This is a genomic window from Mesorhizobium sp. WSM4904 (assembly GCF_029674545.1).
Lineage (GTDB): Bacteria > Pseudomonadota > Alphaproteobacteria > Rhizobiales > Rhizobiaceae > Mesorhizobium.
Window position 1 is genome coordinate 5,148,174 of sequence record NZ_CP121354.1, and the last position, 12,720, is coordinate 5,160,893.

12 protein-coding genes and 1 pseudogene are annotated in these 12,720 nt (G+C 61.8%); 7 read left to right on the forward strand and 6 right to left on the reverse strand.

Features of this window, described 5'->3' with window-relative positions:
- Positions 1 to 36 precede the first annotated feature (36 nt).
- Positions 37 to 1,527 (reverse strand): winged helix-turn-helix domain-containing protein, encoded by a 1,491-nt coding sequence (locus tag QAZ47_RS24835; RefSeq protein WP_278231103.1) that lies wholly within the window; start codon positions 1,525 to 1,527, stop codon positions 37 to 39.
- A 175-nt stretch (positions 1,528 to 1,702) separates the two neighbouring features.
- On the opposite strand from QAZ47_RS24835, the gene QAZ47_RS24840 reads away from it, so the two are divergent.
- Together QAZ47_RS24840 and QAZ47_RS24845 are read left to right on the forward strand one after the other, a co-directional pair.
- Positions 1,703 to 2,419: a class I SAM-dependent methyltransferase gene (locus QAZ47_RS24840; RefSeq protein ID WP_278231104.1), complete on the forward strand. Its 717-nt coding sequence runs from the start codon at positions 1,703 to 1,705 to the stop codon at positions 2,417 to 2,419.
- 312 nt (positions 2,420 to 2,731) lie between these two features.
- Entirely contained in the window at positions 2,732 to 3,880 is a 1,149-nt protein-coding gene (locus QAZ47_RS24845) for an amidohydrolase (protein ID WP_278231105.1), read from the forward strand.
- A gap of 21 nt (positions 3,881 to 3,901) precedes the next feature.
- On the opposite strand, the gene QAZ47_RS24850 is transcribed toward QAZ47_RS24845, so the two are convergent.
- Positions 3,902 to 4,195, reverse strand: a complete 294-nt coding sequence (locus QAZ47_RS24850; RefSeq protein ID WP_278203400.1) for a DUF982 domain-containing protein — start codon at positions 4,193 to 4,195, stop codon at positions 3,902 to 3,904.
- Between the two features lie 601 nt (positions 4,196 to 4,796).
- Between QAZ47_RS24850 and QAZ47_RS24855 the strand changes: the two genes are divergently transcribed.
- From QAZ47_RS24855 to QAZ47_RS24865, 3 genes are all read left to right on the forward strand, one after another.
- The gene (locus tag QAZ47_RS24855; RefSeq protein WP_278231106.1) at positions 4,797 to 5,198 is read left to right on the forward strand and encodes a VanZ family protein; all 402 of its coding nucleotides are present in this window, start codon (positions 4,797 to 4,799) and stop codon (positions 5,196 to 5,198) included.
- Positions 5,199 to 5,295: 97 nt separating this feature from the next.
- The gene (locus QAZ47_RS24860) at positions 5,296 to 5,865 is read left to right on the forward strand and encodes a DNA-3-methyladenine glycosylase (RefSeq protein WP_278231107.1); all 570 of its coding nucleotides are present in this window, start codon (positions 5,296 to 5,298) and stop codon (positions 5,863 to 5,865) included.
- Positions 5,866 to 6,077: 212 nt separating this feature from the next.
- Positions 6,078 to 7,274: an IS256 family transposase gene (locus QAZ47_RS24865; RefSeq protein WP_278203348.1), complete on the forward strand. Its 1,197-nt coding sequence runs from the start codon at positions 6,078 to 6,080 to the stop codon at positions 7,272 to 7,274.
- 71 nt (positions 7,275 to 7,345) lie between these two features.
- Here QAZ47_RS24865 and QAZ47_RS24870 read toward each other — a convergent pair whose 3' ends face one another.
- Positions 7,346 to 7,672: a hypothetical protein gene (locus tag QAZ47_RS24870; protein WP_278231109.1), complete on the reverse strand. Its 327-nt coding sequence runs from the start codon at positions 7,670 to 7,672 to the stop codon at positions 7,346 to 7,348.
- A gap of 58 nt (positions 7,673 to 7,730) precedes the next feature.
- Positions 7,731 to 9,314: an alpha/beta hydrolase gene (locus QAZ47_RS24875; protein WP_278231110.1), complete on the reverse strand. Its 1,584-nt coding sequence runs from the start codon at positions 9,312 to 9,314 to the stop codon at positions 7,731 to 7,733.
- 334 nt (positions 9,315 to 9,648) lie between these two features.
- Between QAZ47_RS24875 and QAZ47_RS24880 the strand changes: the two are divergent.
- Positions 9,649 to 9,744: pseudogene (locus tag QAZ47_RS24880) on the forward strand (3-methyladenine DNA glycosylase); the annotation flags it as partial.
- A 22-nt stretch (positions 9,745 to 9,766) separates the two neighbouring features.
- On the opposite strand, the gene QAZ47_RS24885 reads toward QAZ47_RS24880, so the two are convergent.
- A complete protein-coding gene (locus QAZ47_RS24885) occupies positions 9,767 to 11,269 on the reverse strand; it encodes a winged helix-turn-helix domain-containing protein (RefSeq protein WP_278231111.1) in 1,503 nt (500 codons plus the stop codon).
- The gene (locus tag QAZ47_RS24890) at positions 11,217 to 11,501 is read right to left on the reverse strand and encodes a hypothetical protein (protein WP_278203406.1); all 285 of its coding nucleotides are present in this window, start codon (positions 11,499 to 11,501) and stop codon (positions 11,217 to 11,219) included. The genes QAZ47_RS24885 and QAZ47_RS24890 overlap by 53 nt, the downstream gene beginning before the upstream one ends.
- Before the next feature lie 784 nt (positions 11,502 to 12,285).
- On the opposite strand from QAZ47_RS24890, the gene QAZ47_RS24895 reads away from it, so the two are divergent.
- Positions 12,286 to 12,603 (forward strand): hypothetical protein, encoded by a 318-nt coding sequence (locus QAZ47_RS24895; protein WP_278231112.1) that lies wholly within the window; start codon positions 12,286 to 12,288, stop codon positions 12,601 to 12,603.
- Positions 12,604 to 12,720: the final 117 nt, after the last annotated feature.

The following is a 12,720-nucleotide window of genomic DNA, read 5'->3' on the forward strand; positions in this document are numbered from 1 at the left end:
CAGCGCCGCCGGATTTTGTGCCGGCTGAGACGAGCACTACGACAGCCCGGCCGCGCGAAGGCCGCCGATGTAAAGCGCGCGCTTCTCCGGCTTCACGATCGGATGGTGTTCCTCCACCCATGCAACCGAAAGGTTCGGCTGCAGACGCAGCGCTTCCTGGAGGGCAGCCGCGGCAGTAGCAGTGTCTCCGGCCAGGGCGGCGGTTGCAGCATAGGTGCGCCACGCCGTGCCGAAAGTCGGCCTGAGCTGAATTGCCCTGCGCTCCAGATCGGCGGCCACGTCGAACCGCCCGGCAGTGAAATGGCATATGCCCATGGTGGAAAAGATCGCCGCCTGAATGAAGTCGCGCGGGCTGAGGCGCGCGGCAATCCCGAGATGATGCAGGCCGTCCTCGGCCATGTCGCCATAGCCGTAAGTCGAGCCCAGAATGCAGTGCGCCAGCGACAGGCCGGGATTGCGTTCGATCGCTTCCAGCAACTCGTCGACGGCAGAGCGGAAATTGCGCGACACCATATGGACATAGCCGGCCGACAGGTGCGCCCAGGGATCGTCCTGGTCGCGCACGATAGCCGCCTGGGCCCTCGCCAGCGCCGAGGCCAGCAGTTCTCGGGGCGTGGGCGTCAGGCCGAGCGCCGCCCGCGCGCCGGTCGTCCAGGCAAGCAGGCTGTTGGCGCGGGCATAGTCGGGATCGATCTCGAGGGCCTTGACGAGCAGATCCTCGGCGAGATCGAGGTCTTTCTGCGATCCCCACGTCCAGACATGCGGCATCGCCTTCATGACGAAGCCCCAGGCGTCGAGTTTCTCAGCGGGACGGCTGTGCAGGCGCAGCCGCTCGGCTTCGTAAAGCTGGGGCTCGATCGAGGCCATCACCTTGTGGGTGATCTGGTCCTGCAGCGCCAGGAATTCGCCGCTTTCGACATCGAAGCGTTCCGCCCACACCTGCGTACCCGCGCTGGCGTCGCTCAGCGTCGCCGTGATCCTCAGAGCCTGACCGGACTGGCGCACGCTGCCTTGGAGCACGTAGCGAACCTTCAACTCGCGGCGCAACCGATCGAGCTCGATACGCTGCGGATCGTAGGCGAAGGAAGAGCTGCGGTCGCGCACATGCAGGCCGCGCAACCGCGACAGGCCGGTGATGATGTCCTCGGATAGCCCGTCGGCGAAATAGGCCTTGTCGGGATCATCGCCGATCAAGCGAAAGCGGGTCACCGCGATCGACGGCCCCTCGTCCGCTTCGGCCGCGCCGTTCCGCGCATCGCTTGCGTCAAGCCGCACCTCGCCGGTCAGCCGGTAGCCCACGCGCGCGACCGACAGGATCGAATGCGAGGCGTCGGGCCCCTCGTCCAGGACCTTGCGCAAGGCTGCGATCTGCACCGACAGGTTGCCTTCCTCGACCGCCAGCCCGTTCCAGGCTGCATCGAGCAGTTCATCCTTGCCGACCACGGTTCCGGCCGAGCGCAACAGGCGCTCCAGAAGCAGCATGGCCCGGTAGCCTACCGAAATCGGCACTCCGCGTCGGTAAAGCATTCCCGCTCCCGCATCGAGCAAGAAGGGACCAAAACTGTAGCGCCGCTCCTCCATGAGCTCACGCTAATGCAACAAGGCTTTTTTTGGAAGTTTTCGGAAGTTTTAGCACCTCGGTTCGCTACATTTAGCGGCCCGCATTTCACCTTGATTGCTCCAGACCGAGAGGAGCGATCCCATGACCGCCGCCACAAAAATCGAACTTGCCGTGACCCCCTCCGCCCTGTTCCAAGAGATGTGGGGCATCTATCGCAAGGTCTTGGACAACAACTACCTGTTTCACCGTGAAGCTTATGCAGTGCTTCGCCAGTTGCTGCAAAGCCAACGCCCCGGCTTCACTTTCCTGGACATTGCGTGCGGAGACGCCTCGTTCAGCGCGGCTGCCTTGGAGGGCTTGCCCGTCGGTCGCTATGTCGGCATCGACCTGTCGCCGACAGCGCTTGACGAGGCGACCGCCAATATCGCCGGTCTGCCATGCGCCGCCGAACTGCGGCGCGGGGATTTCGTAGAGTGGCTGACCGCCTCGGAGGAGGCTGTCGATGTCGCCTGGGTCGGCCTGTCCTTGCACCATTTATCCTTCGACAAAAAACTCGAGGTGATGCACCAGTTGCGGCGCCTTGTCGGCCCATCAGGGACGCTCCTGGTCTACGAGAATACATGCAAAATGTGGGAGAGCCGGGCCGGCTGGATGAGACGATGGGAACGGCAGCGCAAAGATTTTGCAGCGCTCAGCAGCCTCGAATGGTTGCTGCTCGCCACCCACGTGCATAGCATGGACCACCCTGAGACGGCATCTTCCTGGCGGAATCTTGGCCAGCGAGCCGGCTTCCGCGAGGTGCGGGAGCACTACAGGAGTCCTTCGAACCTGTTCCGGCTGTTCAGCTTCAAGGGTTAGCGGCTGACGCGGCCGACAACTTCACCGCGTCGAGGAGCCGGGCCGGCGAATACACACGTGAACCAAGGCGGCGCGAGCGGGGCGGGAAACCTGAGTTTCTTCACACGGTGACGATCGTATGGCTCGCCTCCGAATATCCGCAGCGGCCAGACCGGCCAGGCGACGCGGGCCACAGATATCCTTTTCCGTCGCAACATCGAGCTGCGAGGTCAGGGAATTCGCTCATGGACTATTTGAATTGATCGGCGTGGCACGGCACGAGCAAAACCCTATTGTGTTGGTTTGGGCTGCATCAAACGGAGCGCCAAACCCATGACCCTGACCAATCGAGATCTCGTCGAGCTGACGGAATGGCGCCGCAAGCTGCACCGGCAGCCGGAGATCTCCAACGAGGAGGAGAAGACGGCGCGCGAGGTCGTCGATTTCCTCGCCGATACCGGGCCGGACAAGGTGCTGACCGGACTGGGCGGCCACGGCGTGGCGGCGGTCTATGACAGCGGTGAAGCCGGGCCGACGGTGCTGTTCCGCTCGGAGCTCGACGCGTTGCCGATCCACGAGCTTTCGGGCGTGGCGCATTCATCGCAGGTGCCGGGCAAGTCGCATATGTGCGGCCATGACGGACACACGGCGATCCTTGCCGCGCTCGGCCGCCAGCTTGGGCGCCAGAGGCCGGCGCGCGGCCGCGTAGTGCTGATGTTCCAGCCGGCGGAGGAGACCGGCAACGGTGCGGCCGGCGTCGTCGCCGATCCGCGCTTTTGCGAGATCCAGCCTGATTTCGCCTTCTCGCTGCACAATCTGCCGGGCGTGCCGTTCGGCGAGGTGCGGCTCAAAGCCGGCGTGGTGAACTGCGCCTCGCGCGGCATGCGGATCGTGCTCGAGGGCAAGACCGCGCACTCCTCCATGCCCGAAACCGGCACCTCGCCGATGCTGGCGGTGAGCGAGCTGATGCCGCAGCTTCCGGCGCTCGGACGCGGCACCTTTGCCGATGACGATTTCGGCATGGTGACCGTCACCCATTGCTCGATGGGCGAAGCGGTGTTCGGCATCGCGCCCGGCCATGCCGAGGTGTGGGCGACGCTGCGCACCCGCCGCGACGAGCGCATGACGTATCTGTGCACCGCCGCGGAGGCACTGACGGCGAAGATCGCCGCCCAGCACGGCCTTTCCGCCCGCCACGACTATCACGAGATTTTCGTCGCCAGCGTCAACGCGCCGGACGCGGTGGAGCATCTGAACCGGGCGCTGGACGAGGAAGGCGTGACACGCAGCGAGGAAGCGCTGCCGATGCGCGCCTCGGAGGATTTCGGCATCTTCGGCCACAACGCCAAGTCGGCGATGTTCTTCCTCGGCGCCGGCGAGCGCCACCCTTCGCTCCACAATCCCGACTACGATTTTCCGGACGACCTGATCCCGATCGGCTCGCGGATATTCATGCGCACGGCGCGCAATCTGCTCGGCTGATCGTCTCGAGGGAAAGGCGTATCAGTTTACGGAAAATCTGAACCGGTCCGACTGTTCGTCGCCGGTTTCCAGCGCGTCCGGCGCAAGGATGCCTTGAGCCAGGGCGAAGGCTTCGAAGGCAAGGCGCGCCGATTCCACATCGGTTTTGCCAGCCAGGGCGGACCGGCAGGCAGCGGATGTGGCTGCATGGATCGAGGTGCGGCTGCCCGACCACTCGTCCAAGACCTGACAGGCTTCCATCACGGACGATATCTCGTATGGGAAGCCAAGCCCGACAAACACGTGAATTGGATGGGAAAAGGATCCGACCTTCATCGCTAACCCTGCCGTTGTGGACGCGAGACTTTGTCTTGGCAAGCCAAACCGCGTCGCGCGGAAACGGATTCACGCGCCGCGCTTAAGTTTTGTTCGATGCATGTCGTTCTCCCAAAACCGCTGCGCACTTTTGGGCGACATGCATTGGTCACCGGGAGGCCCGACTGCCTGGAGGCCAGAAATAAAGCCGAGCAGTCGGGCCGAGGACCATTGCTGGCCCTCAGAAAATGCCTCACGTCAAATCTACTCTTCAAGTCAGCCAATCGGCGGTCGGATATAGCCGAACGAGGTGTGAGCCACGCTTGCGCCTCAACCCCGGGAGAAATTGCGCAATGAAAATGCCCGCCGGCCGAAGCCGGCGGGCATTGCCCCCTACCCCAAGAATAGGTCGCCTTGTACCAGGCTTCCGCCGGATGGTCCGCCCAATGGATGATCCAGCATTCCTATGCCGTGAAGACTACGCCTGTTGGGGGAAAAGCGCTGTAACCCCGCCGCAACAGCACGGGGGATTCGCAGGTTCCGCGTTGCGGTTCAGCGCGTCACGCGCCGCCCCCTCGCGCACATATATTGTTATGTCGGCTTACCGCCTGTATGAGCGGGGATGATTTCGATCTCCCGCCTTGCCGCGCTCGTCCTGCTTGCGGCGATCACCTTCGCCACGCTTTCGCCGATCCAGATGCGGCCGCATTTGAGCGACGCGAACGTGGAACGTGCGCTGGCCTATATCCTGTTCGGCCTTGCGCTTGCCCTCGGCTTCCCAGCCCGCCTTGTGCAGACGATGCTGTTCGTCTGCGCCGTGGCAGGCGTGCTGGAGTTGCTTCAGGTGATCGATCCCGGCCGGCATGCCCGGCTGCAAGATGGCCTCCTGAAAGCAGCGGCCGGTCTCATTGGGATAGCGATGGGAAGGCTCATCCTTGCAGCCGCGAAGAGGGCCGCCGCACGCCGCAATCCAGGCAACCGCGATCGCCCTCTAAGCCCCACTCGATCGGGAAACCCCACTTGATCGAGATGATTGTCGGCCGTGTTCAGTGTTTCCGGCGAGCGGGCGATCGACCAGTGCCGCAGGATAATCATGGCCTGTCCGACCAGCGTTGATCGCCATGCCGCCTGGAGCCGGTTCCGATGCGCTACGCGACTTCTTTGCCCGCGATGCAACCTTGGTGGCGCGTGCATTGATCGGCGCGCGGCTCGGGCTCGCCGGCGTCGGCGGCATCATCGTCGAGACCGAGGCCTATCGGCCCGACGATCCGGCCTCGCACAGTTATCGCGGCCGCACGCCGCGCAACGCGCCGATGTATGGCGCTCCCGGCAGCGCCTATGTCTACCGCTCCTACGGCCTGCACTGGTGCCTGAACGCGGTGTGCCTGCCCGGCAGCGCGGTACTGATCCGCGCGATCCAGCCGCAATCCGGCATCGCAGCCATGCGCGACAGGCGAGGAACCGACGACGACCGGCTGCTTTGCTCCGGTCCGGGCAAGCTCTGCCAGGCGCTCGGCATCGACGGCTCGCATAACGGGCTGTTGCTCACCGCACCGCCTTTCGAACTTGCCCGCTCCGAGACCACAGCGGCGGCGATCGTCACGGGGCGCAGGATCGGAATTTCGAGAGGCGTGGAAGCGCTATGGCGTTTCGGGCTCGCGGTTTCCCCCTATCTCAGCCGGAAATTTTGAGGCATCGGGCAGAGGCGACGCAACCGAAAGCATGCCGCGCTGAAATGGATTCAAACTTCTGGCGACAGGCAATAGAGTGTGGGAACCCGACACGACTTGGTTTGCGCGACCGCTGGTAGTGTGCTGAGAGTTCTGCAAATTCGCTGAGAGAGGGCGGTCATGGCAGGCTGGTGATTGTTCACGTCACCTGATTCCCGCGAAGGAACGCCACCATGACCAAGATCGAAGATAAATCCGCCATAGCTGCCGTCAAAGACATTCTGCTTTCGAACCCGGATGGGCTGCACGAAGTGATCCGCGCAGTGATGCAGGAGGTCCTCGAGGCCGAGATGGACGAGGCGCTGGGCGCTTCGAAGAGCGAACGGACACCGGAGCGGCTCGGCTATCGCTCTGGGTATTACGGCCGCACGCTTGTCACCCGTGTCGGCAAGCTGGAGCTGCGGGTTCCGCAGGACCGGCAGGGGCGCTTCTCCACCGAGCTGTTCGAGCGCTACCAGCGCTCCGAGCGGGCCTTGGTGGCGACGCTTGCCGAGATGTACGTGCAAGGCGTGTCGACCCGCAAGGTCAAGGCGATCACCGAGGAGCTGTGCGGGCATGCCTTCTCGGCCTCGTCGATCTCGGCCATCAACAAACGGCTGGACGAAAGCCTGAAGGCCTTTGCCGAGCGCCCGCTTCAAGAGCCCTTTGCTTACCTCGTGCTCGATGCCCGCTACGAGAAGGTGCGCGAGGCCGGCATCGTCATGAGCCAGGCGGTGCTGATCGCGGTCGGCATCGACTGGGACGGGCGGCGCCAGATCCTGGCCGTGGAGATGGCCAATCGCGAGAGCCGCTCGGCCTGGAAGGACTTCCTCGTGGCGCTCAAGGCGCGCGGTCTCAGGGGCGTCGAACTGGTCGTGTCCGACGACCATGCCGGCCTGGTCGCGGCGATCGGCGAGGTGATTCCGGAAGCGGCCTGGCAACGCTGCTACGTGCACTTCCTCAGGAACGCGCTCGATCACCTGCCGCGCAAGCACGGCGACGACTGCCTGCAGGAGCTCAGATGGCTCTACGACCGGCGCGACCTCGCCGAGGCCAAGGCCGATCTCGCCGCGTGGCTTGCCAAATGGTCGGGCCGCTATCCGCGGCTGACGACGTGGGTGGAGGAGACCATCGAGCGCACGCTGACCTTCTTTCGCCTGCCGCGCCAGCACCACAAGCACCTGAAGTCGACCAACATGCTGGAACGCCTCAACGAAGAGATCAGGCGCCGCACCTATGTCGTGCGCATCTTTCCCAACGCCGAAAGCTGCCTGCGCCTGGTCAGGGCGCTGGCCGTCGAAACCAACGAAAACTGGATGGAGGCCAACCGCTACATCAACATGGACGACCTGCGCGAGCACAAGAAGCTCGCTCTGCGCCAAGCCGCATGACCAGCCTCATGGCCGCCCCTTTTTGCAGAACTTGACGCACACAACCCGACCGCTGCGCTTACTCATGGTTTTTACCCATGGTTTTGCACGAACTTTCGGCAAGCGGGCGATAATTGTTCGATCCTCTCCGCAAGGTCGCACTTTCCCATCGGTATCGTGGGGCAAAGCCGTGCGTAGTCGCGACGACATGCCTTGCCTTCGAAAAGTTTGAAGGTTCTTACCTGCTTCGGGTTAGTTCCGCTGACTGAACTGGGCACCAGCCCCGTACCGATGTCCATCGCTCCATCGCGGCCGGCGCCTTTGCCGCCTCCTCCTTTCGCGCATGCAGCACCGCCAAAGGCGGCGGAAACAAAACTTGCACCCAACATGGAAAGCAAAGCACGGCGTAACATAAACATTGTCCGATCTCCCCTCCACTAGCACGCTACGAACTGCCGTTTGCAGCAGCTCCCGAAACTACTCGGGCGAAACGGAACCGACGTGCCCTAGCCGGAACGGCAGCCTCATCTGCTTGGACGACATCGCCGACAAAGCCCGTCGCGACGAGCCCCCCGACCACTGCTTGTCTGCCGAGCTCATGAACTGGGGAGGCGTCATCCGGTCGACGCACGCGGTCGTCAACTTGCGTGTGGGATTTGCCAGGAAATCGGCAACCACCTCAGACCCGCAAGGATCGGAATCGATTACATCGTGCCCAATTCCGCGAAAGACGACCACTTGCCCGAGAGCAAGCGCTTCGGCCGCGCGGTTTGCCCACTCGGTCGGAGTCGCCGGATCGTACTCACCCGACAACAAAAGAGTGGGTATGTCGGTATGGCGCGGCCGGATTTGAGGCGTCGATCCGTTGATATCTTTCCAAATGGGGCACCCCCACGAATATTCATCCGACTGAGCCCATTTCACCCAGTATTTGCTACTTTCTTTGCTCCAATCCGGGCGACCATTATCTGAACATGTCACAGAATAATCCATCCCCTGTGAAATCTCCAGATCCTCTGGTTCAAATGCCAACTCAGCCAGCGGTTCGTAATCCTGCTTATATGTCCTCTCGATCAACTCCGGCAACATTAAGATATCTTCACGGTCATATAGCATTCCAAAAATAAGCTCCAGGAAATCCACTCCGGAAAAGTACTTGTATCGATATTTCTTTTCTTTACTTCTCAACAACAACGGCTGCCTGTCTAACTGAGTAGAAATCAACTGAACCGCTTTCGATATGTTTTCCATGCATATATCTTGCTTCCGACAATCTCTCTCAAGTACTTTTAACGACTTTTCAAGACTTTCACCGTCTTCTGCAATATAATTAACGTCTAATGGAACAACAGAATCGAGTATGCTTGCCGAAATCCCTTCCGGGTGCCGATTCATCACTTCCAGTGCAAGTCTGGTTCCGTAGGAAACACCGTAGAGAACCCATTTCTCTATGCCGAGAGCGCTTCGAAGGTCATTGATGTCCTCGGCATTTTCCCCGGTATTGTAGGAGTCGAGATCAACCCCCCTGGCGATCAGCGCGGTCTTACACGCGATAAGCTCTTTCTGCCGGAAGGTGTCAAAGCCGGCATCGGCAGCGACATCCGAAAGAATGGAGTTCCAATGGTCAGGCTCGAAATATCGAGTGCAACCCAGATTTGGGGCAGACCTGCCAATTCCACGCTGATCGACGACAACGACCCGGCGTCCAATCATCCAGCTTTGGGTGCTGATGAATTCCCACCAGTCATCGATGTCTTCCCTATCTGCAATATCGGTGGGTTGGCCCGGACCGCCTGTAAGAAAGACAACAGGCTCATGCCGTTCGCGGTCCGGATCGAAAATCACAATCGATAGTACAATTTGATTGCCGCTCGGTTTCTTACGGTTTTCCGGGACACTCAGCGTCCCGCACGTCATCGCGCGGTCCTGCGGTATTTCGAACCAGCAGTCAGTCTTCTTGAACTCTCTGGCAAAAAGCGGCCGGCAGTAAAGAACAAGCGCAATGGATGCGATGGCAAGGAAGAGCAACTTATCAGACTTTAAGATGTATCGAATAAGCATTCTGCCATTCGTCAACATATGTCGCCCCAGAAGTGCGCAGCGGTTCTACGCACAGTGCCCCACGAAAGCACTGCAGGCGCATTGCTACACCCGACCAATGCTTTCAAGATCGAATTACCGATCAATGTCGTCAGGCACAGCCGCTAAAGTTGTGGTCGAATTCCATAGATACCTGAGGCTTGTTAACGCCCCTCATTCGGTTTACCCAAGCTATTAAATATTAGTGTATTCTAACACTCAAAGCAAGCCGGATGAGGTTGTCGCGGCGATCTTTGCGGCCCGACGCTCTCGCGTCAAACATCGCGGCGCCCGCTCCGAGACCGATCCGGCCGCGATCGTCTCGGGGCGCAGGATCGGCCTTACCAAGGGCGTGGAGGCGGAGTGGCGCTTCGGCCCCGGGGGATCGCCTTATCTCAGCCGCAGGTTCTGAGCCGTTTCGTGACACGTCCCATTCAGCCAATCGCGGCGGCGATTTCGAAGCCCTCGACGAGATGATCGCTGTGTTCCGGCCTTTCGAATTCGATACTCGTGCGCAAGTGGCTCGCCGGCGAGAAGCCAGGGTCGGATCTGCGAACGTGTTCGACGCATTCCCGCGCCCCTGCCCTGTCGCCCGCGCGCGCCAGCGCAGCCGCAAGCAGCGACCACCGTCGAGGCCCGTAAGGCAGGCGCCGTATCGCCGTCGCGGCGCCGGCATAGTCGCCGGCGGCGTAGAGCGCGAGGGCGCGATCGCAATGATACCATTCGGCATGAAGAGGATTTGCGGCGACCGCCCTGTCCATCAGCTCCAGCCCGTCGCGCGGCCGCCCGCGCAAGGACAGCAGGTGCCCCATCTGCATCATCGTGTCGGCATCGTAGGGGTTGATGTCGAGCGCGCGCCGCATGTGGTGCTCGGCAGCCGCATGATCGCGCGCCGCAAGCCGCGCCTGTGCCAGGATACGATGGCAGCGGGGCTCATCCGGCGCCAGCGCCACGGCGAGCGAGGCGCGCTCGGTACAGCTTGCGATGACATCCTCCGGCGCGCTTCCGTAGTCGGCAATCGCCAGCTCCACCAGCGCCATGTAGGCATGGGCAAGCCCATAGTCCGGGTCGCGTGAAATCGCTGCCTTGAGCAGGCTCAAGGCTTCGCTATTGTCGTCGGGCCGATAACCGCGGAAGCGCACGATCGCTCGCGTCACCAGTTCGTAGGCCGCGAGGTCCCGCGTCGGCTTACCGGCGGTTCGCCGCAACGCGGCCGCCTCAAGGTTTGAAACCAGCCGGTTCACGACACGATAGGCAATGTCATCCTGAACGGCGAACAGGTCCGGCCCGGCCGCCGTGTAGCTCTCGCCCCAGACCAGCGTTCCGGCTCGAGCGTCGACCAGCTTGGCGCTGATCTTCAACTGGTCGCCGCCGCGAACGACGGACCCTCGCACGAAGTAGTCCGGCCGCACCGTCACCGGCGGTCCGTTGTCCTGCGCCTGCCGGAATGCGGCAAGCGCCGTCTCCCGGTTCAGGATCGTCAACGTGCGGAAGCGAGCGAGCCTGTCCGCCACATCCTCCGCGAAGGCGCTGCTTACGGGATCCGACGTCCCGCCGTGCGCCCGGCCATCCTCGAACGGCACGACCGCGACGACCGGTTGCGATGCCGGCGAAGGCTTGCGACAGGGAGGCGAAAGCACATAGCCGCGCTTGGGGACGGCCTTCAGAATCGCTTGGTCGCCGTCGTCGAGCGCCTTCCTTATGTCCCGCACCGCCTGCGTGAGGGAATCCTCGGTGACGGTTATGTTGCCCCAGACCGCGGAGATCAGGTCGGATTTGGTGACGACCTTGCCGTCGTTTCGAGCCAGATATGAAAGCAGGCTGAACGCCTTCGAGCGTAGCGGCACCGTTGCCCCATCCCGCAGCAGCAGGCCGCGCTCCAGGTCAAGCTGGCAGTCGCCGAGTTGCAAGACTCCCTGCGATGCGGATTCCGCCATGGAACAGCGCCCTGCCCTTGCGCAACATCCAGTAGCCTATTCGCCTACCATTCCGCGCCGGGGTCAAGATGTCCGTTGGACTGGGGGCGCGGTCGGCCTTCAGGTCCATCGCCGCGATCTCGAGCATTTCGATGAGCGCGCCGGGCGGCGCATAGCCGGGATTGACCATTCCGCCGACGACAATCTCGAAGAGTTCCTGGCGTGCAAGGGCGCGGGCTTGATCGTCGAGCATGGCTGCCTCCGTCTATTGGAGCAGCATGCCCGACATCGCCCGCGCCGTACCGACGGAGTTCTGAAATTCTGCTGAAATGCGAACGGTCTGCATTGCAATTGGCGAGTATTGCGGCGGGCTCGGCAACGAGCGCGTTGATCGAGGCCGTGTCACCTGTTCGCCTTTCGGCCACCGCCGCCTGACGCAAAACCGAGATGGCCAACAGGCCGGAATCCGTCAGAGCTTGTTTTCCGAGAACGGCAAGTAGACCGTTACGAGAGATAGCGGGTTTAGACGTCGATGTTGCGTGGTTATCGACTGACCAGCGATAAGAAGTTCTGCGACGGGCGGAAAATAAAAGCGGACGGAAGTCTTGTTTAATCGGCAATTCGGGTCTAGATGTAAAATTCGTTGATTTGGCCGATTTGGCTTTAGCGGTGTCAGAGACCCGCCATTTTACTCCGAATTTTCGACGATAGCGCGTTGCCGGGCCGGCACAACCGCTCGCACGTCCCGACCTCGGAACAATCGCTGCTGACCACGGATGTACTGGCAGCAGATATGTCGCTCCGAAAGTCGGGGCGGAACACTTCGGCGCACTTTCCGTCTTTCGGGAGGATCATGCGCACGAATATCCGCACCGCACAGAGGCTGGCCCACGGCGCCAGAGACGCCGCTATTTCGGGGCGCTACCTCGGCAAGAACGCCTCGTCGATTGCGACCAGCCGAGCGAATTGGCTCAAGGCTGATTGACCGATCGATCCGCCTTCTCGAAGGCCCAGTGCAGCAGGAGGAGTAAACAATCATGATCTCGACACACCCTGAGAGGCTTAATAGCCGCTTGACCCGCCGCGAGGCTGCAACCCATCGCTACTCCCTGGGGCAAAGTGTCCGGCTGAAGAGCAGCTTCAACACGGTTCAGGATTCGCGCGAAATCTATCAGATCACCGCAAGGCTGCCGGCTCGGGGAGACTCCCTCCAGTATCGCATCCGAAGTGAGGCCGAGCGCCACGAGCGCATGGCGACAGAGGACAGCCTCGAACCCGTGCGCGCGTCGCGGGATGATGAAGATGCAGCTCTTCTCAAAAGGACATTCGACAATGGCCAAGGGACAAAGGCGTAGCAATCGCGATATCCGAAAACCGAAACAGGCCAAGGCATTCCCGAAGGCCCGCCGGTTTGGCAACCCGGTCAAGATTGCGTCGCCGGCTACAGAGCAGTGATCGCCTAAAGCGCGTCG